This window comes from Streptomyces sp. NPDC019443 (assembly GCF_044389785.1).
Lineage (GTDB): Bacteria > Actinomycetota > Actinomycetes > Streptomycetales > Streptomycetaceae > Streptomyces.
Map to the genome: position 1 here is coordinate 210525 of NZ_JBIRYJ010000003.1, position 26673 is coordinate 237197.

Below are 26673 nucleotides of genomic sequence, written 5' to 3' on the forward strand. Positions count from 1 at the left end.
CGCCCTCGCGGGAACCAGTCGTGACGGAAGTGTGTCTGTCATGGGGAGAGCAGGTGGGCTATTCTGCCGCGGTGCCTAGGGGGGCAGGATGAATGCATGGTCGGTGCCCGGGTACACGGAGTCCCGGGAGCTGGGTTCCGGTGGCAGCGGGCGGGTCGTCCTGGCTGTTCATGACGCCACCGGCGTGCCCGTGGCCGTCAAATACCTCAGCGAGAGGCTGCGGACGGACTCCGCCTTCGTCCAGGAGTTCCGGGCAGAGGCGCGTCTGCTCGGTGGCCTGGATTCGCCGTATGTGGTGGGGCTGTACGAATACGTAGAGGCGCCGCAGGGCGCCGCCATCGTGATGGAGCTGGTCGACGGCATCGCCCTGCGCACGCTGTTGCTGCGGGAGGGCGCCACCGGCCCCGAAGCAGCCCTGGTGGTGCTCAAGGGCTCGCTGCTGGGGCTGGCCGCAGCCCACCGCACGGGTGTCGTCCACCGCGACTACAAGCCGGAGAACGTCCTGGTCGCGGCGGACGGCTCCTCCAAGCTCGTCGACTTCGGCATCGCCGCAGGCCGCGGCAGCACGCCGGGCGTGGCCGGCACTCCCGCGTACATGGCCCCGGAACAGTGGAACGGGGAGCCCGCCTCCCCTGCGGCCGACGTCTATGCCGCGACCGCGACGTTCTACGAATGCCTCACCGGCCGCAAACCGTTCTCCGGCGAGAACTTCGCCGAGCTTGCGCTGCAGCACATCGGCGCACCGGTTCCCGAGGAAGAGACCCCGGAGCCCGTGCGCCCGCTGATCAGGCGCGGTATGGCGAAGGAGCCGCAGGAGCGGCCCGAGAACGCGGCGGCGTTCGTCGCGGAACTGGAAGAGATCGCCGGGGCCGCCTACGGCCCGGACTGGGAGGAGCGGGGCCAGCGCAGACTCGCCGCGCTCGCCGCCCTCCTGCCGTTGCTCTTTCCCTCGGCCTCGGGCCAGGCCGCGGGGACCACCGAGCTGGCCACGACGGCAGTGGGCGGCGGCTGGGGCGGCAGCTGGAAACCGGGCCTGCGGGGAGTGCTGACGGGCGTCGCCGCGCTGGTGGTGGCCGTGATGGTCGCCATCGCCGCGGGAGCGAAGGGGGACGACTCCCGGCAGACGACTGCTCAGGCCCTCGCCACCACCAGCGCGGTACCGGGCGCGGCCACCACCTCGCCCGGGGACGGGCCCACTTCCGCAAGCCCGTCGCCGACCGGCAGCCCCTCCCCCGACAGCTCCCCTTCGCCTTCTTCCGCTTCTCCCTCCGCCGACGCGACCACCGGGCCGCCGTCACCCCCTCCGTCGTCGACAGCGGCTTCCCCGACGCCGACGTCCGCGCCGCCCACCGAAACCAGCCCGTCCGCTCCCGCCACTCCTCCCGTGCGCGTGAAGTCGGTATCCGTGTCGAGCCTGCGGCAGACGAGTACAACGGGGGCATCCGCGTCCATCGACGTCGCGACGGACGGGACCGGCCCGGTGACCATCGTCATCGAGTGGTTCACCGGCAACGCCAAGGGCGAACTGGGCGCGCAGGACGGCTCACAGGCCTTCGAGCGCAGCGGCGCCACGCAGTACACCATCACCCTGGATCACACCTTCCAGGGAAAGGGCTGCTACTGGGGTGTACGGGCCACGACGAACCCGGCCGCCGCGAACGGCAGTTCCTCGCAGCAGATCCTGATCCGGCGGTGCACCATCCAATGAAAGATCCACGGAGTCCGTACGACGGCCCCACTCGCGACGAGGCCGAGAGCGACGGGTACAGCGCGACCGCGCTGGGCAGTCACTGGTTCGAACGGCCCGCCCCGGAGCCTGTGACGGAGAGAGCCACACTGGTCCAGGGCAGGCAGCCGGCGAGCGTCGCCCCCGACCGGGTGGAGGGCGAGGTCCTCCGCTTCGGCCCCGGAGTGACCGCGGCCGTCCACCGGCACAACCCCAACAACACCACCGCCGAGCTCTGGCACGGCACACTGCCCGGCCGGCCTGCCGGTCCGCAGCCCCCCGATCGCCGCCGCTCAGGGCTGCGCCGGTACGCCCTGGCCGGGACCGTACTGCTGGCCGTGCTGGCCTTCCTCGCCTGGCAGCGTTACGGGCCCGCCCTGGCCGTGGGCGACGTGACGGTCCGCACCGCGGTGGAGGGACCCGGGTGTGACGGCACGGCGGACGTCGTGGGCGTCGTGAAGACCAACGGACGGTCCGGCACCGTCACGTATCGCTGGGTACGCAGCGACGGCACCGCCTCGGAATTGCTGCGGGAGAAGATGACGCGCGGCCAGAAGCAGGCACGGCTGCATCTGCTGTGGACGTTCCACGGCCGGGGCGAGTACCGGGCCGGCGCGGAACTGCGGATCATCTCGCCGACCCGGCACACCGCCTCCACGCACTTCATGTACCGGTGCGCCTGAATCTCCGCGGCACGAGACCGATGAGTCCGGTCGGCCGAAACGGTCCTCACTGACAGACCAGTGCCGACTGCGGAGGCCCCGACATGAGAGACCTGATCGTCACCGAGAACATCACTCTCGACGGCGTCATCGATGCGACAGCGGGCTGGTTCAGTCCGGCCGGCGACGATGCGGAAGCCGATCAGTCCGACCTCGAGGCGGTACTGGGTGCGCATATGGCGGCAGCCGACGCTTTCCTCGTGGGCCGGGTGACATTCGAGGAGATGCACGGCTACTGGCCGAAACAGACGGACGACACGACGGGCGTCACCGACTATCTCAATGCCGTGTCGAAGTACGTCGCCTCCAGCACGCTGCGCGACCCCGACTGGCAGCACACGACCGTGCTGCGAGGACCCCTCCACGATGAGGTTCAGGCCCTCAAATCCACGCCGGGCAAGGACATCGTCACGACGGGCAGCATCAGCCTCGTGCACGCTCTCATCGCGGCCGGGCTCGTCGACGAGTACCGGCTGTTCGTCTACCCGGTCGTCCTCGGGCACGGCCGGCGGCTCTTCGCGGACGCGACCAAGATCCCGAGGCTGCGACTGGTGGAGACCCGGCCGTTCAACTCGGGCATCGTGCTGCTGCGCTACCGGACGGCGCTCGATAACTGTGGGTAAGTGACCAGTCTCACTCCGCCCTAGCCCCCGGCTCGCGGTTCGGCCCCCTGCCCGCCAGCCATGATCACTGCGTAAAGGATCCAAACAGCAGTGGAATCAGGGGTGTTGATGTGATCGACGCTTGGCTACGACGGGTGACACGGCAGCGGGCGGACGGCGGTGGGGGCTCCGCGCCTCGCGGGACGGGGGTATCCCGCTTATCCGTCACGGCGCGGCGGCCGGCCGCCGTGGGAGTGGCCGGGGTGCTCCTCGGCCAGCTGCTGGGCGGACTCCCCGCCGCAGCGCAGACGGCCGGCCCGCCCGGATCCGCGTACCCTCTCGTCCTCGATGTCGATCTGACGCCGAATCCGGTGTGCAGCGGGCCCGTACGGGGCCGAGTCCAGGTGTACGACCCGGCGGCGGCGAAAGCCGGGGCCACCGTGGAGTGGCGCGTGCGCGCCGGTGGGGAGCAGCTGGCCGTCGGGCGCGTCGCCATGGACGCGAGCGTGGGCACGGCGGAGTTCAGCATCCCGTTCGACCGGGTTCCGGCGACGGACACCGCCTTGCAGTTCGACGCCCACATCGTCTCGTCGGCCGCCGACGGGAAGGCGGGCCCCTACGGCAAGGTCTGGCGAGACACCGTCCGCCGGGGCTGCGACCCGGTGCGTGTGGCGTCCGTCGGCGACTCCGTGGTCTGGGGGCAGGGCCTGGACCACGACCACAAGTTCCCGTATCTGACGGGCGAGCTGCTCGGCCGCGCCACCGGGCGTGGGCATCAGCACATGGACTACTCGATCTCCGGCGCGGTGCTCGACGCGCCAGAACTCCCCGCGGGCAACGACGACTCGGCCTGTCTGCGGAGCAGCGAGAAGCAGGACCCGGACGACGACGGGGAGATGGAGTTCGGCGAGGTCACACAGCAAGTGCCAGACATCTTCTGCCAGTTGGAGCAGGCGGGCGCGCAGGCCCGGGCGGGCGGTTATGGTCTCGACCTGGTGGTGGTCAACGGGTGCATCAATGACATGGACCCGTTCTTCGGTATCGCGGCCGCCATCACACCCGGCTCGAAGAACCTGCCCGAGGCCGTGCGGCGCGAATGCTCGGGGATCGGCGCGGCAGCGGAGAACCCGGCGAAGGACGTGCCGTACTTCAGCGGTGCGAAGGTCGGATATGGCGGCCGTGGCATGCAGGCGGCGATCGAGAAGGCTCATTCCCTGCCGGGGCGGCCGAAGGTGATCGTGGCCGACTTCTACTTCGCGCTCAGCCGCAGCAGTGCCCCGCTCCCGGCGAGCACCTGCTCCGGCCGGGGTCTGACCGGCGCACGGCTCACCACCTGCAAGGGCACGCTCGGCCAGGCGGCGGAACGCTACGAGCAGTACACCCAACTGGCGAACGACGCCTATCGCAAGGCGGCTGCCGCGGCCAACGAATCCTCCACGGACGGCCCGTACGCGGTCGCTGCCGATGGCCTGTTCACTGTGGACAGCGCTGTCCTCGCCCCGCACTCCACCGTCTGGAACACCCCGGTCGCCGACCCGGCGCTCGCGCTGCGCACACGAGCCTGCCCGGAGCTGAGCCCGACTCCGGCGCAGTGTCTGTCGGCGGCCGTCGCCCACCCGGACATCGACGGCGCCCGGCAGTACGCCGACTCGTTCCTTCTCAACCCCAGCGTCCGCGAGTGGTTCAGGCTGCCGCCCGGCGGGCCCCGGGCGCTGCTGAGCGTCCCGAAGGACGCGCCTGTCGGCAGTGAGGTGCGGCTGACCGTGACAGTGGACGGGAGGCAGCCCGCCGTCGGAAACCGCTACCGCTGGCAATTCGGTGACGGCACGCAGCAGGAGACGAGCGAGTCGAGTGTCACTCACGCCTACGGCCGGGAAGGTCCGTATCTGCCGCGGCTGGTGGTGACCGCCGAGGACGGCCGGCAGGTACTGACCGAGGCCGCGCACACCGTCACCGTGAGCTGACGGCTTCCGCCCGAGGGGGCGGCTCGCACCTTCGAGCCGCCCCCTCGGCTCGACAGGAACGTCACCTTTCGTCGTATTGACGATAAGCCCTTGTCTCTATATCGTCGGTACGACGAAAAGGGGAGGCTGTCATGGCCGACATCATCAGGCGCTTCGGATGGCGCCATCTTCGCTCCGCGCCCACCGCCCATGTCCGCCACCACAAGCGCGGACGGCTCGTCCACGACGGCCCCGGACTGAGCTTCTGGTTCCGCGCCCTGACCGCCGCGCTGTGCGAAGTCCCGGTCGACGACCGGGAACTGGCCATGGCTTTCCACGCCCGTACGTCCGACTTCCAGGACGTCACGGTGCAGGCGACGGTCACGTACCGGATCAGCGATCCGGCCACCGCCGCCGCCCGTCTCGACTTCTCCATCGACCCTGACACCGGCGTCTGGCGCGGCGCCCCGCTGGAGCAGCTCTCCACCCTCCTCACCGAAACCGCCCAGCAGCACGCTCTCGACGTGCTGGCCCGCACACCGCTGGCGGCAGCACTGGTGGACGGCGTCGCATCGGTACGGGACCGGATAGGCCAGGGGCTGGCCGCCGAGCCCCGGCTGGACGCCACCGGAATCGCCGTCGTCGCCGTGCGCGTCGTCGCCCTGCGGCCCGAGCCCGAGGTCGAGCGGGCGCTGCGCACCCCGGCGCGGGAGCAGATACAGCAGGAGGCGGACCGGGCGACGTACGAGCGGCGCGCCGTGGCCGTGGAGCGCGAGCGCGCCATCGCCGAGAACGAACTCGCCAGCAAGATCGAACTGGCCCGCCGGGAGGAGCAGTTGGTCGACCAGCGCGGCACCAACGCGCGCCGCGAGGCCGAGGAGAGCGCCGCGGCCGACGGCGTACGGGCGGAGGCGGAGGCCGCGCGTACGGTCCGGCTGGCCAGGGCCGAAGCCGAAGCGGCACGCGAGGTCGGCGAGGCACGCGCCCAGGCCCAGGCCGCATGGCTGCGGGTGCACGCCGACGTGGACGCCGCCACCCTGCACGCCCTGACCGGCACCCTGCTGGCCGAGAACCTGCCCCGCATCGACAGCCTCACCGTCTCCCCCGACGTCCTCACCGGCCTGCTGGCCAAGCTCGGCCGCCCCCACGGGGAGCAGGCGTGAGCCTCGCGCCGCGCGCGGTGCTCGTGCATCGCACCACCGAGTACGAGGAGTTGCTCGCCCGGCACGGCACGCACGGCCAGGCGGGCTTCTTCCTTCGTTCTCGCGGGCGCGGCATCGAGGAGGTTACCGAGCGCCACCACCGTGCGCGGCGGGTGCTCGCGCAGGTGGCGGCGGCGATTCCGCTGCAGTGGCGCCAGGCCCGGGTGGAACGAGCGGACCTCGACCGTTTTCTGTTCGCCCCCGAGGACGTGGTGGTCGTGGTGGGTCAGGACGGGCTGGTGGCCAACGCGGCCAAGTACCTGTCCGGCCAGCCGGTGATCGGGATCGACACCGACCCCGGCCGCAATCCGGGCGTCCTGGTACGCCACCACGTGGCCGACGCGGCCATGTTGCTCCCCGCGGCAGCCGCTCCCCGGGGCACGACGCAAGAACTCACGATGGTGGAGGCAGTCGCAGACGACACCCAGCGACTCCTGGCCCTCAACGAGATCTACCTCGGCGCGCCGGGGCACCAGACCGCCCGCTACCGCATCGGGCATGACGACGAGGCAGCGCCGCCCGAGGCGCAGGCCTCCTCCGGCGTCCTGGTCGGCACCGGGACCGGTTCCACCGGCTGGCTGCGGTCCCTGTGGCAGGAGCGCGGCAGCACGCTGACGCTCCCGGGCCCCGCCGATCCGCGGCTCGTCTGGTTCGTACGCGAGGCCTGGCCCTCCCCCGCCACCGGCACCTCACTGGTCGAGGGCACCTTGCAACGCACGGATCAGCTGCGGCTCGTCGTCGAGTCCGACCGGCTGGTCGCCTTCGGCGACGGGATCGAGAGCGACGCACTGGAACTCACCTGGGGCCAGACGGTCCGGCTCGGCATCGCGGCCACCACGCTGCGCCTCCTGCTCTGAGCGCGCAGGCGACGCAGCGCGGTGGGGTGTCCCGCGGCACCCGCCGGGAAACAGGAGCCGCGGGACGTCTCAGCCGCGGGCCTGCGCCGGCTGCGGGTAGAGCGCGGCGGGGCCGGCCGCGAGCCCGGCCCTGACCTGCCCGCTGATCTCGTCGGCGAGGACTTCGTACTCGCCCGCCTCGATGCCGTCGAGCGCCAGGTGGGCGACCTTCGCCGGATCGCTCTTGGGGGCGTCGACCTTCGCGGCCATGTCCGTGTCCATGTATCCCACGTGCAAGGACGTCACCAGGGTCTGCTGCTCGGCCAGCTGCACCCGCAGCGAGTTGGTGACGGACCACTCGGCCGACTTGGCCGCGCAGTAGGCGGCGCTGGTGGGGAAGGCGATCCAGGACAGGGCTGTCCGTACGCGCTGTGCGTCCACGGGCTCCGTGTCCGGACCGGGCCGCCCGAGCAGCTCTTCCAGTCCGCGCCGGATCCCGGCCACTACGTGATGGTCGCGGCCCAACTCTTCGAGCACCGGCCGCAGTTCGGGTGAAGCTCGCCGAGAGCGGGGAAGGCCCCGGCGTCCTCGCCGGTGTGATGCCGGCTCACCGCCGAGCAGAAGGCCAGGCAGTGCGCCCGCAGTTCACGCGGCCGCTCCGCCCGGCCGTCGAGCCAGGCTTCGGCGTCCTCGCGAAGCCTGGCGAGCTCCTCTCGGAGCGAAGGTGGAAGTCGATCAGCTGGTTGCCGAGGGCCGCGATGCGGCCGTCCGGCTCGATGGGTGCGTCCATGGCTGTCCCATGATGCGGCGCCTCCATGCCCACGGCGGTCTCTTTGCCGGGTACACCGCGACGCTGACGTGGGATCCCAACATCATTCGGACGGACCGTCAACCGGCTTACGGACATCGGGCCCGGCGTCCTCGACCGGGGCCTCGGCCGCGGCCGGATCCAGGATGCGCATCAGGAAGTTCCTGGTCCGCTCGTGCTGCGGATCACCCACGACCTGCGCGGACGGGCCCTGCTCGACGATGACGCCGCCGTCCATGAACACGACACGGTCGGCGACCTCCCGGGCGAAGCTCATCTCGTGGGTGACGACCATCATCGTCATGCCCTCGGCGGCCAGCAGCCGCATCACGGAAAGCACCTCGCCCACCAGCTCGGGGTCGAGCGCGGAGGTCGGCTCGTCGAAGAGCATCACCTCGGGGCCCATCACCAGCGCCCGCGCGATCGCCACCCGCTGCTGCTGCCCGCCGGACAGCTGCGCCGGATAGGCGTCCGCTTTGTCGGCGAGGCCGACGCGTTCCAGGTTCTCCCGGGCGACGGCCGCGGCGCTCGCCTTGTTCCGGCCCAGAACCCGCCGCTGGGGCAGCGTGAGGTTCTCGGTCACGTTCAGGTGCGGGAACAGGTTGAACTGCTGGAAGACCATGCCGATACGGCGGCGTACCGCATCGATGTCCACGTCGAGATCGGTGACTTCCGTGCCGCCGACGAAGACCTGGCCCGAAGTCGGCTCCTCCAGCAGGTTCACACAGCGCAGCAGCGTCGACTTGCCCGAACCCGAAGGACCGATGACACACACCACCTCGCCCCGGGCAATGTCCAGGTCGATGCCGCGCAGCACCTCGTTGTCCCCGAACGACTTGTGCAGCCCCCGGATCTCGATCTCCGGGCCGTCCGTGCCCATGCTGTCCACCGTCTCCGTCTTCTGTGACATCTCGTCCTCACCTGGCCTTGTCGGCGCGGGCCTCGAGGCGGCGCACCACGAAGCTCAGCGGCACGGTCACGAGGAGATAGCAGAGCCCGGCGACCAGGATCGGGGTGGAGTTGGCGGTCTGACTGGCCAGGTCCCTGCCGAACTTGGTCAGCTCCCGCTCCTCGAGGGTGACGCCGAGGAACAGCACCAGCGAGGAGTCCTTGAAGAGCAGGACGAGCTCGTTGGTGAGCGGCGGGATCACGATGCGGAACGCCTGCGGGATGATCACCGACACCATGGCCCGGGCGTGCGAGAAGCCCAGTGAACGGGCCGCCTCCATCTGCCCCTTGGGCACCGCCTGGATGCCCGCCCTGATCGTCTCCGCCATATAGGCGGCGGCGACCAGACCGAGACCGAGGGCGACCTTGCCGTACGTACCGCCGGGAATCTGCGTACCGGGGAACGCCAGCGGCACCGCCACACCCACGAAGATGAAGATCAGCAGGGCGGGCAGGCCACGGAAGAACTCGATGTAGACGCTCGCGACCCACCGGTAGGGGGCGACGGACGACAGCCGCATCAAGGCGATGACCAGGCCGAGCACCAGGCCGAAGATGAATCCGGAGAGCGTATAGATCACCGTGTTGCGCAGGGCGGTGGTGATGATCGCCGGGAAGAGCTCCTTGGCGAGGTCCTTCTGCGCGAACTGGTTCTGCAGCCGTCCCCAGTCGGCCAGGAAGCCGATCACGATCAGCGCCGCGACGAATACCGCGTACTGGATGCCCTGCGAGACGCGGCGCCGCTGGCGCCTGGTAAGCCGAGAGGTCACGACTTGCCCTGGGGCAGCGGGCCGATCCACTGCTCGTACAGCTTCTTGTACGTGCCGTCCGCGCGTGCGTCGTTGATCACCTTGTTGATCGCGGCGAGGAGCTTCTTGTTGCCCTTCTTCACCGAGAAGCCGTACTGCTCACCGGTCTCGATGTTCTGCCCGAGCGTGAACTCGGCGGCGTTCGCCTTGTCCTTGAGCCAGCCCTGGACGACCGGGTAGTCGATGACGACGGCGTCGACCTGGCCCGTACGCAGCCCGTTGAGCACCGCGTCCGAACTCTCGAACGCGACCGGGTCGAAGCCCTGCGACTTGGCGTAGCTCTCGCCGGTGGTCTCCGCCTGCGCTCCGAGCTTCTTCTTCTTGGCCTTGATGTCCGCCAGGGACGTCACGCCGCTCTTCTTCGTCGCCAGCAGCGCCTGCGTGGCGTCGAAGTACGGGACGGAGAAGTCCACGTTCTTCTTGCGCTCGTCCGTGATCGTCATGCCGGCGGCGGCGAGATCGCAACTGCCGGAGTTCAGGAAGGCGCCGGTCTTGAAGTTCTCGAACGGCGTGTCCAGGATCTCCTGCTCGACCTTGAGGTTCTTCGCCACCAGATCGATCAGGGCCACGTCGAAGCCGACGACCTTGCCCTTCTGCTCGAACTGGAACGGCGGGTAGGGCAGGTGCGTGCAGGTGGTCAGCTTGCCCTTGGACACCACGGGCACGCCGCCCGCCGCCTCGCCCGGTCCGTCGTCGCCGGAGGAACAGCCCACGGCAAGGAACATCCCCGCCGCCACGGCACCGGCAGTGGCACGGGCCCGGATGCTGGTGCGGTGACTGCGATGTCCGCTGGCCGTCCTGAACACGGTTGACCTCCATAATTGTGCACTTCGGGCGGTCGCCTCGACGCTACCGTCCGTCGGAGATCGTAAGGCACTCGGGGTGCGGGGTGACGGAGCTGTCCACGATGCGTGCACTGCCTGACCGGCGGCGGGTGCGGTACGGGACCCGTGTTCCTGTCGCCGCACCGACCGGAACCGGCCCGCTCCCGCGCTACGGGATCGGGATGACCAGTTCGGGGCGGTCCCACATCACAGCGGGCGGATTCGCGCTCACCGTGCCGATCCGCTGCGCGCCCACGCTGCGATAGAAGCCCTCAGCCGGCGGGTGCGAGACGATGCGCACGGCGGTGAGCCCGGCGTCGCGCGCCTCGTCGATCATGTGTTCGAAAAGCTGGCGACCGATGCTGAGGCCCTGGGCGGCGTCTGCCACGAACATCAGGTCCAGCTCCGGCGGGGAAAGGATCAGGGCGTAGAAGCCGAGCACCCTCTCGTTTTCGCCGACGGCCAGGAAGACGTGGTGGGTCTCGATGTAGTCGGGGCCCACCCGGTATCCGGCGATCACCGAGGCGTACTGGCCCTCGTAGGCGCGGGACTTGATTACGAGTGCGGTGAGCCGCTTCGCGTCACGGGCGGTGGCTCGTCTGATGCGTACAGCCTCCCGCCGCGCGCCGCCGCCTGCGCCCGTCATCCGCGAAGTCATGTGGAGAGTATTACTTGCCGGTCGCCCGTCCACGAATGGGCAGAAGGCGGCGGCCGGCCGTCTTCGCCACTGGAGCGGCCTCCCTTCTCACACGGGGCGTGCGTGGCAGGAGTTGCGGTCTGGCGCGGGGCGGCTCGCACGCGGTGGAATGTGCGCGCGCTCCCGCGTGATCGTCACTTCCCGGCTCTGGAGACACGATGGCGAGACCCACCGTTGTACGTACGGCACGGCGGCTGGGCGTCGCCGCCGTCGCAGCTTCCTTATTGGCGGCGCTGCCCGCCCCCGCCGCGCAGGCGGACGACCCCGCGCTGAAGATCGTCGGCAATGAGACCCAGCCCGCCTTCTCCCGCGCCGACGCGATCTCGCAGCAGGTGGACGTCGAGACGGAGACGGACAGCGATGGTGACGGGCGGCTCGACACCGTACGGATGCGGATCCTGCGGCCGAAGGAGACCGACGCCGGGCTGAAGGTCGCCACGATCATCGAGGCCAGTCCGTACTGGGGCGGCGGCAACGATGTGCCGTACCACGAGGTGGATCTGGACGAGGACGGCCTGCCGGCCGGCAGGCGGCTCTCCAGTGAGGAGCGGGTGCCCGGCCTCGTCGGTCCTTCCGTTCCGTTCCCCGGCTATACGGACAACTATTTTCTGCCGCGCGGCTATGCGGTGGCGCAGGTCGACAGCGTCGGCACGGGCGGCTCGACCGGGTGCCCCACCTCCGGCGGCCGCGACGAGACGCTCGGCGCGAAGGCGGCAGTGGACTGGCTGAACGGCCGGGCCAGGGGCTGGGACCTGGACGGCAGGCCGGTCGGCGCGGCCTGGTCGACGGGCAATACCGCGATGATGGGGATCTCGTACAACGGGACGCTGCCCACTGCCGTGGCCACGACGGGAGTTGAGGGCCTGAAGGCGATCGTGCCGATCTCGGGAATTTCGTCCTGGTACGACTACTACCGGGCGAACGGCGGGGTCGTGGCACCGGGCGGCTACCAGGGCGAGGACACCGACATCCTCGCCAAGTACGTCTACAGCCGCACCGACCGGGAGATCTGCAAGGGCGTGCTGGACCGGCTGACGGCGGAACAGGACCGTACGACCGGTGACTGGAGCCGGTTCTGGGCGGAGCGCGACTACCTCAAGGGCGTACGGAAGATCAGGGCCGGGGTCTTCGCCGTGCACGGCGGCAACGACTGGAATGTGAAGACCCAGCACTTCGGGCAGTTGTGGGACGCCCTGAAGAAGCACGACGTGCCGCGCAAGCTGTGGCTGCATCAGGCGGGTCACATCAATCCGATGCCGCTTCGGATGGAGGAGTGGCTCGGGCAGCTGCACCAGTGGTTCGACTACTGGCTGTACGACCTGGACAACGGCGCCCTCGACGCGCCTCCGGTCGATGTCGAGCAGGCGGACTTCAGCTGGCGTCAGCAGTCCGACTGGCCGGCGCGCGGCACACGCGATCTGACGCTGCGGCTGAACGCGGACGGCCTCGCGCCGCTGCCCGGTCCGTCGGAGAAACAGTCGCTGTCGGACGCTGGACGCACGGTCAGGGCGGAAGCACTGGTGGCCGGCCCGGACGCGGCGAACCCGAACCGGCTCGCGTACACGACCGGCCCGCTGTCCCGGGATCTGCGGGTCAGCGGCGTGCCGGAAGTGTCGGTACGGGCCTCACTGGACGGGACGTCGCCGTACGTGACGGCGCTGCTGGTCGACTACGGAACGGACACGCGAGCGACGGCGGGCACGGTGGCGGACACCTCGAAGCTGGTCTGCTACGGCGAGGGCATCCCGTCCGACACGGGCTGCACCTACCGGACGACGCACCGCACCGAGACCGCGGACTTCAAGATTGTCTCGCGCGGCTGGCTCGATGCCCGCAACCGCAACTCGATCGCGTGGCAGGAACGGGTCGTGGAAGGGCGTGAGTACCGGCTGGGGTGGGGGATGCAGCCGCAGGACTATGTGTTCAAGAAGGGACACCGGCTGGGTGTGGTGCTGATCTCGACGGACTACGACCACACGCTTCGCCATCCGGCGGGGACGCGGTTGACGGTGCGGAGCGGGGTCAGCAGCGTCACGTTGCCGGTCGGGCGGTAGCGAACTGCTCCTGCCCGGCGGGCCTCAGCCGTGCGCCGGATACGAGGGGCTCGGGCCCGAGATCGACAAGCCGGAGAAGCGGGCACGGCTGGCCTTCCTCAGCCGCGGCACGGTCGAACGCCGCGGCTGAGGAAGCGCGCGGCGGAGCCCGACGCGTGCCGCCCGCCCGGTCAGCCGTTCCGGTCGAGGAAGTCGCCGACCAGAACGGCGAACTCGTCCGGGGTGACGATCCTGGTGCCCAGCTGCTCGGCCTTCTCCCGCTTGGATCCGGCGTTCTCACCGGCCACGAGGAGCGAGGTGCGCTTGGAGATGGTGGAGGAGGACTTGCCGCCGGCCCGCTCGACGAGTTCGTTCATCTGGTTGCGGGAGAGCTTCTCCAGCGCTCCGGCCATGGCGCCGGTGACGACGACGGTCATCCCGTCCAGCGGGCCGGCGTCCGCAGCGGGTCCGTCGTCGCCGTCTCCTCCTTCGGCCGGCGGGGTCGCACCGGGCTCGGTCATATTGACGCCCGCCGCGATGAGCCGGTCGATGAGCGGAGCCAGTTCGGCGAGCTCGGCGACCACCAGTGCGGCCTTCTCCACGCCGATGCCGTCGACCTGCTGCAGGGCTTCGGCATCGGCGGCGCGTATGTTGCTCCATCGTCGCGAAGTGACGGGCTATACGACGCGACATGGAGCGACCCGTGCCCCGTACGCCGAGCGCGCAGAACACCCGGGACAGGGGCCGCGTCTTCGCCCCTTCGATGGCGGCCAGGAGGTTGTCGGTGCTGGTCTCCCCCATCCGCTCCAGCTCGAGGAGCCGGCTCCGGCTGAGCGTGAACAGGTCGGCGAAGTCGGTGACCAGGCCCGCCTCGACGAGCTGGACGACGCGGGTCACCCCGAGGCCCTCGATGTCGAGCTGGTCGCGCCCGGCGGCGTACGAGAGGGAGGCCACCAGTCGGCAGTCTCGTCCCCGCACACACCGCCAGCGCTGCTCGGAGGTGTCGATGTCGGAGCCGCACTGCGGGCACACCTCGGGAAAGACGATCGGCTGCTCGTCGCCGGTGCGCAGATGGGCCACCGGCGCCTCGATGCGCGGAATGATGTCACCCGCCTTGTAGACCATCACCCGGTCGCCGATGCGCAGGTCGCGGCGGGTGATGTCGGTGGGGTTGTGGAGGGTTGCGTAACTGACGGTCGATCCGTCGATCTCGACCGGCTCCAGGACGGCGCGGGGTGCGATGGCGCCGGTGCGCCCCACGTTCCACTCCACACCGAGCAGAGTCGTGACCTTCTCCACGGCGGGCAGTTTGTACGCGATCGCCCAGCGCGGGGCCCGCGATCCGGACCCGGCCGCGGCCTGGTCGGCGGCGAGGTCCGCCTTGATGACAATGCCGTCGATGCCGAACGGCAGCTCCGGGCGCAGCGCCCCTATCTCCTCGACGCGCGCCTGGATGTCGTCGACCTCCGTCAGGGTGCGGGGCGCGACGGCAGTGGTCTCGGCGGTGTGCACGCCCAGGCCCGCGACGTACGCCATGAGCCTGCTGTGCGGCCACTCCCCCAGCTGCTCGGCGAGCGCCTCGCCGGTGGCGGGCAGCGGCAGTGCGCCGTAGCCGAAGAAGGTCATCTCGACGGTGTACTCACGGTCCTTGGCGCGCAGCGTGCCCGCCGCTCCGTTGCGCGGATTGGCGAACGGAGCGCCGCCGTGCGCCGTGCGCACCGTGTTGGCCTGCTCGAACTGCTCGTTGGTCATGAGGACTTCGCCGCGCACCTCCAGTGTGACCGGCTCGGTGAGGCGGCCCGGCAGGCCGGTGACCGTGCCGATGGCGTGCGAGACGTCCTCGCCCGCGCTCCCGTCCCCACGGGTGACCAGCCGGGCGAGCCGGCCGTGCTCGTAGCGGGCGGCTATGGCGAGGCCGTCCAGCTTCGGCTCGACGCTCCACTGCTCGACAGGCCTGCCGATCCGGCGCTCCACCGAGGCGGCCCACGACTGCAGCTGTTCGGCGGAGAAGACGTTGTCGAGCGACAGCATCGGCACGGTGTGCGGCACGTCCCCGACGGCTGTCCCACCGGCGACCTTGCCGGTCGGCGACGCGGCCGACATCTCGCCGGGATGCGCCTGTTCGTACGCGGCGATGCCGCGCACCAGGTGTTCGTACGCATCGTCGTCGAGGGTGCTCTCGCCCGTCGCGTAGTACGCGGCGGCGGCCTGCGTCGCGGTATCGACCGCCTCGGCATACGCGGCGGAGTCGGCGAGGGCAGCGGCGGCGGCGTGAGCGGCAGTCGAAGTCGTCATGGCTCTCATACTGCCGCCCACCACTGACAACGGCCCCGGCCCGCGCACCCGCCCGCCGGGGCGGCAGGCCCGCGGCTCTCCGGGCGCTACTCCGCGCTGATCAGCGTCCCCTGGTGGAAGTACATCCGCCAGCCTTCCGCCGTTCTGCGCCACAGGGAGCTCCGCCGGGCCAGGCGACCGCTCTGGTCCGACACGTAGGTCACCTGGACGAGGCCGGGAGCGAGCAGCTTCCCGGACAGCTCGCTGACGCCGGTGGCGTTCACCCGCTCAGTGGGCGAGGGGGCGATGGCGGACAGGATCGTCGTACGGTCGTAGCGCGCGCCCGATGCCCCGAACTCGAAGAACTCCGGGTCCAGCAGCTCGGAGACCAGGTGGGGCAAGGCGCGGACCGCGGGATCCAGGAGCCGCAGTTCCCCCTCGACGGCGGCATCGACCGACTGCTCCTCCTCGGCGTTCATGGCGGGAGCCTATGCCTCTCGGCGGCCTGCCGCCCGTCAGGCCAGTGACCACGGGACGACGGTCCGCGCGACGTAAGACTTTCGTCATCAGGGTCGGCGGTGCCGAACTGCTCGCCCTGCCGTTGAATTGAGACCAGGTCGGACCCGGGACACGCCCGGTCGACGGCCGGTGGACGTCAGGAGACGACGGTGGGGCGCGTGCGGAAGTGGCTGGGCAGGCCGTGGGGTGTGGTGGCACTGGTCGTCGGAGCGGCGGTGGCCGGCGTGGGGCTGTACTGGTTCCAGCCGTGGAAGCTGTGGGTGGACGAGACCGTGCGGGACGCCCTCCCCGCAGCGACCGCGACCCCGGATGCCGGCAAGCCCGCAGCCGGGGCGAAAACGCCCACGCCGTCAGGGCCCCGGACCCTGGCTTCCGGCAAGCTGATCAGCCATGAGCACCGGACGAGCGGCTCGGTGACGGTCCTGCAGCTGGCGGACGGGACGCGCACCCTCCGGCTGGAGAACCTCGATACGAGCAACGGGCCCGATCTGCGCGTATGGATCACCGATGCCCCGGTGAAGGAGGGCACTGCGGGCTGGCGCGTCTTCGACGACGGAAAGTACGTCAGCCTGGGCAAGCTCAAGGGGAACAAGGGCGACCAGAACTACGCGCTGCCCGCCGGCCTCGATCTGAATCGGTACACCAGCGTCAGCATCTGGTGCGACCGTTTCGACGTCTCCTTCGGCGCCGCGCCGCTCGCCCGCGCCTGACCCTCGCCCGTCCGCAACGAATGTCGCGGCGCGCGCACGCCCCGTCAGAAAGGAGGCTCTCGGCGGACCCCACCGTCCGCCGAGCCGCCGCGCCCCCATGACGGCCTGTGGCATATTCCAGCGGCACCACCGTATCGAGTGTTGCCAAATCCCTTACGGGCCGTCGCAGCCTGTGCAACAGTCATTACTGGTCCTTTGTAGAGACTTGGCTGTGGCCGCGCCTGTATCGGAGTACGACATGCCGTCCCATGTGTTCGCGGACCGTCCCGCCCCGCAGCCGCCCGAGCGCGGCACCGTCGACGCGCTGATCACCCGCACGCGTCGGCTGCGCGGCGACGTGGACGCCGTGCGCCGGGACGCAATGCCGGACGAGTACGACCCGCAGGGGCGATGGCAGCGAGCGCTCTGTGACCTGGCGGTCCATCATCTCGACGATCTCGGCGCGCACTTGGACCAGCTCAAGGAAGGTCTGCCGGATGAGACCGCCGGAGTCTTCGAGGACGAGCTCGCCGCGTACGAGGCTGACAGCGCCCAGAGCACCGGATCGCTGCTCAGCCGGGTCGGCAGCGCGGAGTGGAATCTCCTCACCGACGAGGTGAGCTGGTCCGACGAGCTCTACCAGATCCTCGGGCGCTCCGCGCAGAGCGGCCCCATGTCCCTGGACGAACTGCCCTCCATCGTGTTCGAGGAGGACCAGTCGCTGCTCACCGCGCTGGTCACGGACTGTCTGGTCGACGGACGTCCCATCGACGGCGAGTTCCGCATGATGCGGGCCGACGGCCGGGTCCGTACGGTCCACATGATGGGCGAGCCGGTGCTCGACTCGGACGGGTCCACAGCCTCCATGTGGGCGGTCCTGCGGGACGTCAGCGAACTGCGCCGCACCCAGCGGGCGGTGCGTGAGAGCCGTGACTCGCTGGAGCGCAGGCAGCACTTCGCACAGACGGAGCGCCGGGTCGCGGTCGAGTTGCAGGAAGCCGTCCTTCCGCCGTGGCGGGGCTCCTTGCAGTTCCCGCTCGACGGACCCGCCGTGCTGGATGTCGCCGCGTACTATCTGCCTTCCACGAACAGCGCACTGATCGGTGGTGATTGGTACGACGCGCTCCAACTCCCCGACGGCGACTCACTGTTGAGTGTCGGAGACCTCACGGGCCATGGAGTGACGGCGACATCGGCGATGGCGATGCTGCTGGGTGCGCTGCGTGGGATGGCCGTGGCCGGGATCAGGCCGGGACAGCTCATGGCGCATCTCAACGAGCTGCTGGAGACCTCCGTGCAGCCCGCGCTCGGCAGTGCGGTGTGCTGCCGCTACAACCCGGCGAGCCGGACCCTGACCTGGGCGCAGGCGGGACACCCCGCCCCGCTGCTGTTCCGCAACGGGACGGGGCGTGCGCTGAAGCAGCCCGACGGGGTGCTTCTCGGTGCGACGTCCGGTGCCGCCTATGAGCAGGCCGAGTTGCAGCTGCTCCCCGGCGATCTGCTTGTCCTGCACACCGACGGGCTGACGCGCACGAGCGCCGCCGAGGTGGGCAACACGGACCGCCTGCTGGGGCTGGCGCCGCGATTCGCCGAGGCCCGCAGCGCGCAGGAGTGCGTGCGGACGGTCGTCGAGGAATGCGGTGAGGACGACCGCGAGGACGACGCCTGTGTGATGGTCGCGAGGATCCGTTCGTAGAGCCTCGTAAGCCTGGCTGGACCCTCGTAAGCCTGGGCGCTGCTGAATCCCGGGACTCCGGGAACCCGGGCTAGATATCGGTGCTCCTCGACCTCCTCGAGGGGCTGTTGGGCAGGGCCAGCTGGATTTCCTCGCGCAGATCCTGGATCTTTGCGTATTCCGCGTAGTGCCCGGTCAGCCGGTACATCTCGCGGAGCCTGTCCCACGTCCGGTGCGAGGAGGTCTCCCCCATCGAGACGAGCGCCAGCCTGGCGTAGCGGTCGGCCTGTTCGGGGTCGTCGGCGATGAAGCACGCCGATGCCAGTGAGATGTAGTCGAAGATCTTAGAGCGTTGCCGGCCGCCCTCGCGCAGCTCCAGCGCCTGTTTGGCGTGGTTCTGCGCGGTGGCGGCCGCCCCCGCGTCGTGTTCGGCGAGGGTGCGGTACGCCAGTGCCTCCATGCCGTGCAGATCCGCCTCGTCGAACATCTGCATCCAGCTCGGCGGGGGCACATCGCCCTTGTCGGAGACGAAGAGTTCCTCTGCCTCGCCGAGCGTGCGGCGCATGGCCTGGCCGCGCCCCATGGATGCCTGGGCCCAGGCCTCGATGGTGTACAGCATCGCCTGGGTGCGCGGCAGGGTCTGTTCACCCGAGCCGGACTTGGCGAGCTTCATCAGGTCCAGGGCGTCGTCGGGACGGCCCAGGTGGACCATCTGCCGGGCGGCACGGGAGAGGGCTTCGCCGGCGCGCGGGCGGTCGCCGCCCTCGCGTGCCGCGTGGGCGGCGATGACGAAGTACTTCTGGGCGGTGGGTTCGAGGCCGACGTCGTGGGACATCCAGCCGGCGAGTACGGCGAGGTTGGCGGCGACGCCCCAGAGGCGGCGCTGGAGATGGTCGGGGTGGCGGTAGGCGAGCATGCCGCCCACTTCGTTGAGCTGCCCCACAACGGCCTTGCGCTGGAGCCCGCCGCCGCGGGCGGCGTCCCAGGCGCGGAACACTTCGACGGAACGCTCCAGTGCCTCGATCTCCTGCGACCCGATGGGGGCGGCCTCATAGCGGTCGAACCCAGCGGGGTCGGCGTGCAGGGGATTTTCGATACGGGGGGCGTCGTGGGCGAGTGCGGGGTCGGTGTGCAGCCAGTCGTGCATGGCGCTGCTGAGTGCGGAGCCTGCGGCGAGCGCGGCGCCCGCGCCCACCAAGCCGCGTCGGTTGAGCATGAGGTCCATTCCCGTGAATTCGGTGAGGACCGCTGCCGTCCGTTCGGGCGCCCACGGAAGGCCGTCAGGATTGTCTGCTCCCTGGACGTCCCGCCGCTTCCCCGCTCGCCCGATCCGTACGAACCCGAGGTCCTCGATGGTCACGACACGACCGAGTCGCTCGGTGAACAGAGCTGCCAGCACTCGTGGCACGGGATCGCGCGGGGTCTCCCCCATGTCGATCCAACGCCGCACCCGCGAGGTGTCGGTCGCCAGCTGTGGGTGGCCCATGGCCGCCGCCTGCCGGTTCACGAGTCTCGCGAGTTCTCCCTTGGACCAGCCGGCCAGGCCGAACAGGTCGCAGAGGCGGGTGTTGGGTTCTCCGGTCACGTCAAGCCCCCAGGTTCTCGGCTGAGTTGACAGTAACCCCCTGTCAGATGCGTGGCGACTATTCGCCAGGGTTCGCCAGGGTGCGCCAGATGGTGTGCCACCCGCGGCCGGGTGTGACGTAGGAACGCGCCACCTCGGCCCGGCAGCCGGACGCATTCCCCAGGGTGTTGACCGGCTGCCGGGGCGGGGCCGCGTATGCAACTTGTCGGCACACGAAGGGATCTGTCGCCCCCATGTACACAGCATCGTCCTCCGTGTCCGCCCCGCCCCGACCGCAGCGCTCCGCCGCCCCGGTCGGCGCCGGACCGTATCTCGACCCCACTCACGCCGGTCGGGCTCGACGGCCGGCGGGGACGGTCGCCCAACCCCTCAGCGGGAGAATCGACTTGTCCGGCCCTCAGGGCGCGCAGCTGCGCATGGCCGTCGCTTCGGTGCACCGCATCTGTCCGGAGTTCAATCCGGTGCAGGTGCTGCGGCGCAGCGGACGCTCCGTACTGATCGTCGGCACAACAGGACGTACGACAGCGGTCGCCAAGTGCTTACTGGACCACTCGCCCGCCTGGGCCGAGCGGCTCCGCCACGAAATAGCTGCCTATCGCGCCTTCGTCCGGCACCGCCCACCAGTGCGGGTCCCGCGGCTGATCGCCGCGGATCCCGAAAACTGCACGCTGGTGATCGAGCGGATGCCGGGCCGGGCGGCGGCTCTTGCACGGCACCCGGTCGAGGCTCCGCCCCGTGCGGATGTCCGGGCCGCCCTCGGCGCGATCGCCCGGCTCAACTCCTGGCGGCCGCCGGCCGGGATGTTCGACGCGCCACTGGACTATGCCTCGCGGATCTCCCGCTATCACGAGCTGGGTCTGTTCACCGACCGTGACCTCGGGGATCTGCAGAAGCTGCTGCACGGTCTGGCGCACGCGGGCGGCAGGCAGGGCATGGGGCAGTTCTGTCACGGCGATGCGCTGCTCTCCAACATCCTGTTGTCGCCGACCGGTCCTGTGCTGGTCGACTGGGAGCACGCGGGCTGGTATCTGCCGGGCTATGACCTGGCGACGCTGTGGGCGGTGCTGGGGGATGCGCCGGTGGCGCGTCGGCAGATCAGCCAGCTGGCGCAGCAGGCGGGAACGGCGGCGCGGGACGCGTTCCTGGTGAATCTGATGCTGGTGCTGACCAGGGAAATCCGTACCTACGAGACGGCTGTGCAGCGGACGATCCGGGAGGCGCCCCCTGCGGGCAGCAGCCAGGCTCCGTCCGGCGGTCTGTCGGCCGGTGAGGAACAGCGGCTGCTGCTGAGGCGGCTGCATGACGACTGCGCACTGGCCCGGCGGGCAGTGCGTGCGGCGGTCGGCACTCGCTGACCGTCCGCGACAGAGGGGGAAGCGCGCTGCGCGCCCAGTGCCGACACACTGGGCGCGCAGCGCACTGTTGTGCTCCGGCGGGTTATGGGCTGTAACTCCACCGCGTCCACATCGAAGGAGTTGCGGAAGTCGTCCCTATGGGGTTGCTGGCATGTCTTCGCCGTCAGCTCCCAGCGTCTCCACCGCCGTCCACTCCCCCGGCGAGGTGCTCGCGCTGATCGGTTCGGGGGGCCGCGGCGACGCGCGCGGATGTCGCGCGGATCACCGGGCTCGCCCGCTCCACCGCCTCCCAGCGGGTGGACGCCCTCATCGCGCACGGCTGCGCCGGCGACATCGGCCATATCCGGGTCGGGGACCAGGAGGAGCCGTGCCGCTGCGGCAACTCCGGCGGTCCGGAGGCGGTCGCGGGCGGCGCGGCGCTAGCGGCACGCCTTGCCGGGCTGGGTGTGGAAGCGGCATCGGGCAGCGATGTCGTACGCCTGGTGAAGTCGGGCAACCGGGATGCGGTGCGCACGGTGCGCGAGGCGGGGCGCGCGGTCGGCGAGGTGCGGGCGAGCCTGGTGAACTTCTTCAACCCGGACACGGTGGTCGGCGGCGCGCCGGCCACCGTGCACAACCAGCTGCTCGCGGGCGTACGGGAAGCCGTCTACCGGCGTTCGCATCCGCCGGCCACCCATGTGCTGCGGATCGAGCCGAGCCGCACGGGCGAGGACGCGGCGGCGCTCGGCGCCGGCATCCTGGCGATCGAGCACGCCCTGTCCCCCGCCCAGGTGGACCGGCAGCCGCGCGGACGGCTTCGTAGGCCATCGGTCCACCCAGAAGGCCCGACCGGATGCCGAGACGCCCCTCAACCGGCGTCAGCATCCGTTACGCATACGTTTATTGGTCCATGCCACTGACGCGCCGCAGGCCCGCGCCCCCTCACCACGAAACTCCGCCACACCTGGGCTGACGTGCGAAGTCCTTGCCGCTGACGCTGATTGACGGATCGTCCGGAAGCCGATACCCCTGTAGTCGTGTCCCACCCCGCAGGCCCCGTCGCACACCACCCGTCCCTGGAGGCAGCCTTGCAAGGATCCGCCCCCGTACGACCGAAAAGCGCCGGTCGGCGCATGGTGAGGGCAGGGGGCGCGGTGGCGTCGGCCGCTCTGCTGCTGCCACTGGTCTCGGCCGGTCCGTCGGCCACCGCCGAACAGCGCTCGTCCGGCGCGCTGCAGCGTGACTTCGCCGCTGCCGCGGCCCGGTACGGAGTACCGCAGAGTGTGCTGCTCGGCGTCTCCTATCTGCAGTCGCGCTGGGACGCGCACGGGGGCGCGGCGAGCGTCACGGGCGGCTACGGGCCGATGCATCTCACCGACGCCAGGACCGCACTCGCCGAGGCGCCGCACCATTCGCACGGCATCGAGGACGCACGCGGCGACGACTCCCGGCCGGCGCGGAACACCGCCGAGGCCGAGCTGCCCGAACCGTCCGAACTCCCCGAACGGTTAAGGACGCTGGACCGGGCGGCCGAGCTGTCCGGCTACACCGCCGAGCAGCTGCGCGACAACCCGGCCGCCAATGTGCGCGGCGGCGCCGCCCTGCTCGCCGGCGCGCAGCAGGGGCTGGGACGGCCACTGAGCGAGGATCCGGCCGACTGGTACGGCGCGGTGGCGCGTTTCTCCGGGGCCGACGACACGGCGACCGCGACGACGTACGCCAACGATGTCTTCGACGTCATCCGCACGGGCGAATCACGCGTCACGGACAGCGGTCAGCGAGTCGCGCTCACGGGTGACCCGGCCGTGGCACCCGACACGGCGCAGGCGGCGCTGCTGGGGCTGCGGACGGCCGACGCGGGTAAGACGGAGTGCCCGCGGACGGTGGCCTGCGAGTGGATCCCCGCGCCGTACGAGGAGTTCGGCGATGGCGACTACGGCAACCACGACCTGGCGGACCGTCCCGCGTCCCAGTCGGTGAAGTACATCATCGTCCATGACACCGAGGGCTCCTGGGACACCACCCTGAAGCTGGTGCAGGACCCGACGTATGTGTCGTGGCAGTACACCCTGCGCTCCTCGGACGGGCACATCGCCCAGCACGTTCCCCTCAAGGATGTGGCCTGGCACGCCGGCAACTGGTATGTGAACGCCAAGTCGGTGGGCCTGGAACACGAGGGCTTCCTGGTCTCGCCGGATGCCTGGTACACGGAGGCGATGTACCGCACCTCCGCCCGCTTGGTGAAGTATCTGGCGAAGCGCTACGGCATCCCGCTGGACCGCCAGCACATCCTCGGGCACGACAATGTGCCGGGCACGACCGCCGCGACGATCCGCGGGATGCACACCGACCCCGGCCCGTACTGGGACTGGGCGCACTACTTCCAGCTGATCGGCAGGCCGTTCACACCGACCGCGGGCCCGGGCAGCGGTGTGGTGACGATCCGCCCCGACTACGGGCAGAACCAGCCGGTCTACACGGGCTGTGCGAAGCCCGGTCAGGCATGCGTGCCGCACGGCTCGGCCGCGGTCCGGCTGCACACCGCGCCCGCCGAGGACGCGCCCCTGGTCAAGGACATCGGCCTGCGTCCGGGCGGCGAGGACTCCACGACCGGCGTCAACGACACCGGTGCGCGTGCCTCGACCGGCCAGCAGTACGCGGTCGCCGGGCGCGAGGGCGACTGGACGGCGATCTGGTACCTGGGGCAGAAGGCATGGTTCCACAACCCGCGCAAGCAGCCGACGGCGGTGGGCGCCCGGGGCCTGGTGCTCACTCCGAAGGACGGCGCCACGGAGATCCCGGTGTACGGGCGGGCCTACCCGGAGGCGGCGGCATACCCCGCCGGCGTCCCGGTTCAGGCGATCTCGCCGCTGCCCTACAAGCTGCTCGCCGGCCAGAAGTACGTCGTCGGCGACCGGACGCCGGGCGAGTACCTGTACGCCACGACGTTCGACACGGCAGGACACCGGGTGGTGCGCGGCAAGGAGGCGTACTACGAGATCCAGTTCGGGCACCGGGTCGCCTTTGTGAAGGCGACCGACGTGCGCGTACTGAGGTAGCCGGGCAGTCGCGGTGCGCCCCCGTTCGTGGGGTCCGGCGGCGCACCGCGGCTACCCTTGTCCGCTTGTGTGACTAATGGGCCGTAAAGCGTGGGCTGTACGGGCGACGGGTAGGGCTGGCCCGTCCACGACCCTGTCCGCGCCCCTGAGCGCGGATGCTCACCGAAAGGCCCTGGCGCACATGGCACAGCCCTTCGTACTGCCTGACTTCTACGTCCCGTATCCGGCGCGGCTCAATCCGCATGTCGAGCAGGCGCGGCGGCACACCAAGGAGTGGGCACGCCGGATGGGGATGCTTGAGGGCTCCGGCATCTGGGAGGAGAGCGACCTCGACGCGCACGACTACGCCCTGCTGTGCGCCTGCACCCACCCCGACTGCGACGCCGACACCCTCTGTCTCGTCACCGACTGGTACGTGTGGGTCTTCTTCTTCGACGACCACTTCCTGGAGATCTTCAAGCGCTCCCAGGACCGCGAGGGCGGCAAGGCGTATCTGGACCGGCTTCCGGCCTTCATGCCGATGGACCTGGCGCAGGGCACGCCAGAGCCCACCAATCCCGTCGAGGCGGGACTGGCCGATCTGTGGGCGCGGACCGTGCCGAGCATGTCCGACGCCTGGCGGGTGCGGTTCGCGGGGGCCACGAAGAATCTCCTGAACGAATCCCTCTGGGAGCTGTCCAACATCAACGAGGGGCGTATCGCCAATCCCGTCGAGTACATCGAGATGCGCCGCAAGGTCGGCGGCGCGCCGTGGTCGGCGGGACTGGTGGAGTACGCGGCCAGAGCCGAGGTCCCCCAGTCCGTGGCCGGTTCGCGTCCGCTGCGGGTGCTCACCGACGCCTTCTCCGACGGTGTTCATCTGCGCAACGACCTCTTCTCCTACCAGCGGGAGGTCGAGGAGGAAGGTGAGCTCAGCAACGGTGTGCTGGTACTGGAGACCTTCCTGGGCTGTACGACCCAGGAGGCGGCCGATGCCGTCAACGATCTGCTGACCTCCCGGGTCCAGCAGTTCGAGACCACCGCGCTCACCGAAGTCCCCGCGCTCTGCGTCGAGAAGGGGCTCGGTCCGGCGGAGTGCGCGGCAGTCGCGGCGTACGCCAAGGGACTTCAGGACTGGCAGTCCGGCGGCCATGAGTGGCACATGCGCTCCAGCCGCTATATGAACGAGGGGGTGGACACCGGCCGTTCGCCGTTCGGCGGGGTGCTTGGCACCTCGGCGCTGGACATCAGGACACTCTTCGGCCGCCCGGCCACCGCACGGCTGCGCAGCCTCACCCATGTGCCGCAGCGGGTGGGGCCGTCGCTCCTGCCGGAGTTCGACCTGCCGTTCCCCGTGTCGATCAGCCCGCACCACGAGGACGCCAAGAAGAAGTCCGTCGAGTGGGCGGGCCGGATGGGGCTGCTGAACGACATCTGGGACGAACCGGCGCTGACCGGTTTCGACTTCGCTCTCTGCTCGGCCGGGATCGACCCGGACGCCACCCCCGAGGAGCTGGAGCTCAGCGCGGAGTGGCTGACCTGGGGGACGTACGCCGACGACTACTACCCCCTCGTCTTCGGGCGGTCGCGCAACCTCGAAGGGGCGAAACTCTGCGACGAACGCTTCAGGGCCTGCATGCCGGTGGACGAACCGGCTGCCGGGGCGGCGGTCGCGGTGTCCCCCATGGAGCGGGGGCTCGCCGACCTGTGGGCGCGCACCGCCGGACCGATGACTCCCGAGGCGCGGCAGGCTTTTCGCAGGGCGGTCGACGTCATGCTCGAGAGCTGGCTGTGGGAGCTCCACAACCAGGCGCAGCACCGCATTCCCGACCCGGTCGACTACATCGAGATGCGGCGGCTGACCTTCGGCTCCGAGCTCACCATGAGTCTGTCCCGGCTGTGCCACGCCGACCGGCTCCCGCCGGAGATCTACCGGAGCGGACCGGTGCGCAGTCTGGAGAACTCCGCCATGGACTACGCCACGCTGATGAACGACCTCTTCTCGTACCAGAAGGAGATCGAGTTCGAGGGCGAGCTGCACAATGGCGTACTGGTCGTGCAGTCCTTCTTCGACTGCGACTACCCCACCGCCGTCACGATCATCGACGATCTCATGCGGGGGCGGCTGCGCCAGTTCCTGCATGCGAAGGAACATGAACTCCCCTTGCTCTGCGAGGAATTCGAACTCGACAAGGACGGCAGGGCCGCACTCGACACCTATGTGCGCGAACTGGAGGACTGGGTCGCCGCAATCCTGAACTGGCACCGGGGCATCCGCCGCTACCGGGAGGAGGATCTGCGCGGCGTACCGGCACCCCCGTGGCAGCGATGCGGGCCCACGGGTCTTGGCACTTCGGCGGCCCGCATCGTGAATCTGTTCGCTCAGCCCTCCCCCGTCAGCACATAGCG

The 26673-nt window shown here is 70.2% G+C and carries 19 protein-coding genes and 2 pseudogenes; 13 read left to right on the plus strand and 8 right to left on the minus strand.

Annotated features, from left to right (window positions below):
• The first annotated feature begins 88 nt into the window (after positions 1-88).
• From ACH492_RS11400 to ACH492_RS11425, 6 genes are all read left to right on the plus strand, one after another.
• A complete protein-coding gene (locus ACH492_RS11400; protein WP_398985166.1) occupies positions 89-1708 on the plus strand; it encodes a serine/threonine-protein kinase in 1620 nt (539 codons plus the stop codon).
• Positions 1705-2409: a hypothetical protein gene (locus ACH492_RS11405; RefSeq protein ID WP_398985168.1), complete on the plus strand. Its 705-nt coding sequence runs from the start codon at positions 1705-1707 to the stop codon at positions 2407-2409. Before ACH492_RS11400 ends, ACH492_RS11405 begins: the two co-directional genes overlap by 4 nt.
• A gap of 83 nt (positions 2410-2492) precedes the next feature.
• Positions 2493-3071, plus strand: a complete 579-nt coding sequence (locus ACH492_RS11410; RefSeq protein WP_398985170.1) for a dihydrofolate reductase family protein — start codon at positions 2493-2495, stop codon at positions 3069-3071.
• 242 nt (positions 3072-3313) lie between these two features.
• Complete coding sequence (locus ACH492_RS11415) at positions 3314-5014, plus strand: PKD domain-containing protein (RefSeq protein ID WP_398985172.1); 1701 nt, start codon at positions 3314-3316, stop codon at positions 5012-5014.
• A gap of 131 nt (positions 5015-5145) precedes the next feature.
• Positions 5146-6156: an SPFH domain-containing protein gene (locus ACH492_RS11420; protein ID WP_398985174.1), complete on the plus strand. Its 1011-nt coding sequence runs from the start codon at positions 5146-5148 to the stop codon at positions 6154-6156.
• Entirely contained in the window at positions 6153-7052 is a 900-nt protein-coding gene (locus ACH492_RS11425; RefSeq protein WP_398985176.1) for a hypothetical protein, read from the plus strand. Before ACH492_RS11420 ends, ACH492_RS11425 begins: the two co-directional genes overlap by 4 nt.
• A gap of 69 nt (positions 7053-7121) precedes the next feature.
• Here the strand turns inward: ACH492_RS11425 and ACH492_RS11430 are convergent.
• The 5 genes and pseudogenes from ACH492_RS11430 to ACH492_RS11450 form a co-directional block, all read right to left on the minus strand.
• Positions 7122-7457, minus strand: a pseudogene (locus ACH492_RS11430) (SDR family NAD(P)-dependent oxidoreductase); the annotation flags it as partial.
• A 446-nt stretch (positions 7458-7903) separates the two neighbouring features.
• A complete protein-coding gene (locus tag ACH492_RS11435) occupies positions 7904-8749 on the minus strand; it encodes an amino acid ABC transporter ATP-binding protein (RefSeq protein ID WP_398985178.1) in 846 nt (281 codons plus the stop codon).
• Between the two features lie 7 nt (positions 8750-8756).
• Complete coding sequence (locus ACH492_RS11440; RefSeq protein WP_398985180.1) at positions 8757-9587, minus strand: amino acid ABC transporter permease; 831 nt, start codon at positions 9585-9587, stop codon at positions 8757-8759.
• The gene (locus ACH492_RS11445) at positions 9554-10321 is read right to left on the minus strand and encodes an ABC transporter substrate-binding protein (RefSeq protein WP_398986193.1); all 768 of its coding nucleotides are present in this window, start codon (positions 10319-10321) and stop codon (positions 9554-9556) included. The genes ACH492_RS11440 and ACH492_RS11445 overlap by 34 nt, the downstream gene beginning before the upstream one ends.
• Before the next feature lie 268 nt (positions 10322-10589).
• A complete protein-coding gene (locus ACH492_RS11450) occupies positions 10590-11078 on the minus strand; it encodes a GNAT family N-acetyltransferase (RefSeq protein WP_398985182.1) in 489 nt (162 codons plus the stop codon).
• 197 nt (positions 11079-11275) lie between these two features.
• On the opposite strand from ACH492_RS11450, the gene ACH492_RS11455 reads away from it, so the two are divergent.
• Complete coding sequence (locus ACH492_RS11455) at positions 11276-13171, plus strand: Xaa-Pro dipeptidyl-peptidase (RefSeq protein ID WP_398985184.1); 1896 nt, start codon at positions 11276-11278, stop codon at positions 13169-13171.
• 170 nt (positions 13172-13341) lie between these two features.
• Here ACH492_RS11455 and ligA read toward each other — a convergent pair.
• A pseudogene (ligA, locus tag ACH492_RS11460) lies at positions 13342-15454 on the minus strand (NAD-dependent DNA ligase LigA).
• A 77-nt stretch (positions 15455-15531) separates the two neighbouring features.
• Positions 15532-15903 (minus strand): DUF4440 domain-containing protein, encoded by a 372-nt coding sequence (locus ACH492_RS11465; protein WP_398985186.1) that lies wholly within the window; start codon positions 15901-15903, stop codon positions 15532-15534.
• A 189-nt stretch (positions 15904-16092) separates the two neighbouring features.
• Between ACH492_RS11465 and ACH492_RS11470 the strand changes: the two genes are divergently transcribed.
• Positions 16093-16653 (plus strand): DM13 domain-containing protein, encoded by a 561-nt coding sequence (locus tag ACH492_RS11470; protein WP_398985187.1) that lies wholly within the window; start codon positions 16093-16095, stop codon positions 16651-16653.
• Positions 16654-16891: 238 nt separating this feature from the next.
• Entirely contained in the window at positions 16892-18328 is a 1437-nt protein-coding gene (locus ACH492_RS11475) for a PP2C family protein-serine/threonine phosphatase (protein WP_398986195.1), read from the plus strand.
• Between the two features lie 70 nt (positions 18329-18398).
• Here ACH492_RS11475 and ACH492_RS11480 read toward each other — a convergent pair whose 3' ends face one another.
• A complete protein-coding gene (locus tag ACH492_RS11480; RefSeq protein WP_398985189.1) occupies positions 18399-19892 on the minus strand; it encodes a hypothetical protein in 1494 nt (497 codons plus the stop codon).
• A 233-nt stretch (positions 19893-20125) separates the two neighbouring features.
• Here ACH492_RS11480 and ACH492_RS11485 point away from each other — a divergent pair, with 233 nt between their 5' ends.
• The 4 genes from ACH492_RS11485 to ACH492_RS11500 all read left to right on the plus strand — a co-directional run bounded on the left by ACH492_RS11485 (position 20126) and on the right by ACH492_RS11500 (position 26671).
• A complete protein-coding gene (locus ACH492_RS11485) occupies positions 20126-21247 on the plus strand; it encodes an aminoglycoside phosphotransferase family protein (protein WP_398985191.1) in 1122 nt (373 codons plus the stop codon).
• 296 nt (positions 21248-21543) lie between these two features.
• Positions 21544-22146 (plus strand): ROK family protein, encoded by a 603-nt coding sequence (locus ACH492_RS11490; protein WP_398985193.1) that lies wholly within the window; start codon positions 21544-21546, stop codon positions 22144-22146.
• A gap of 213 nt (positions 22147-22359) precedes the next feature.
• Positions 22360-24285 carry an N-acetylmuramoyl-L-alanine amidase gene (locus ACH492_RS11495; RefSeq protein WP_398985195.1) on the plus strand — a complete coding sequence of 642 codons (1926 nt, stop codon included), beginning with the start codon at positions 22360-22362 and terminating at the stop codon, positions 24283-24285.
• Between the two features lie 181 nt (positions 24286-24466).
• Complete coding sequence (locus ACH492_RS11500) at positions 24467-26671, plus strand: germacradienol/geosmin synthase (RefSeq protein WP_398985197.1); 2205 nt, start codon at positions 24467-24469, stop codon at positions 26669-26671.
• Positions 26672-26673 lie beyond the last annotated feature (2 nt).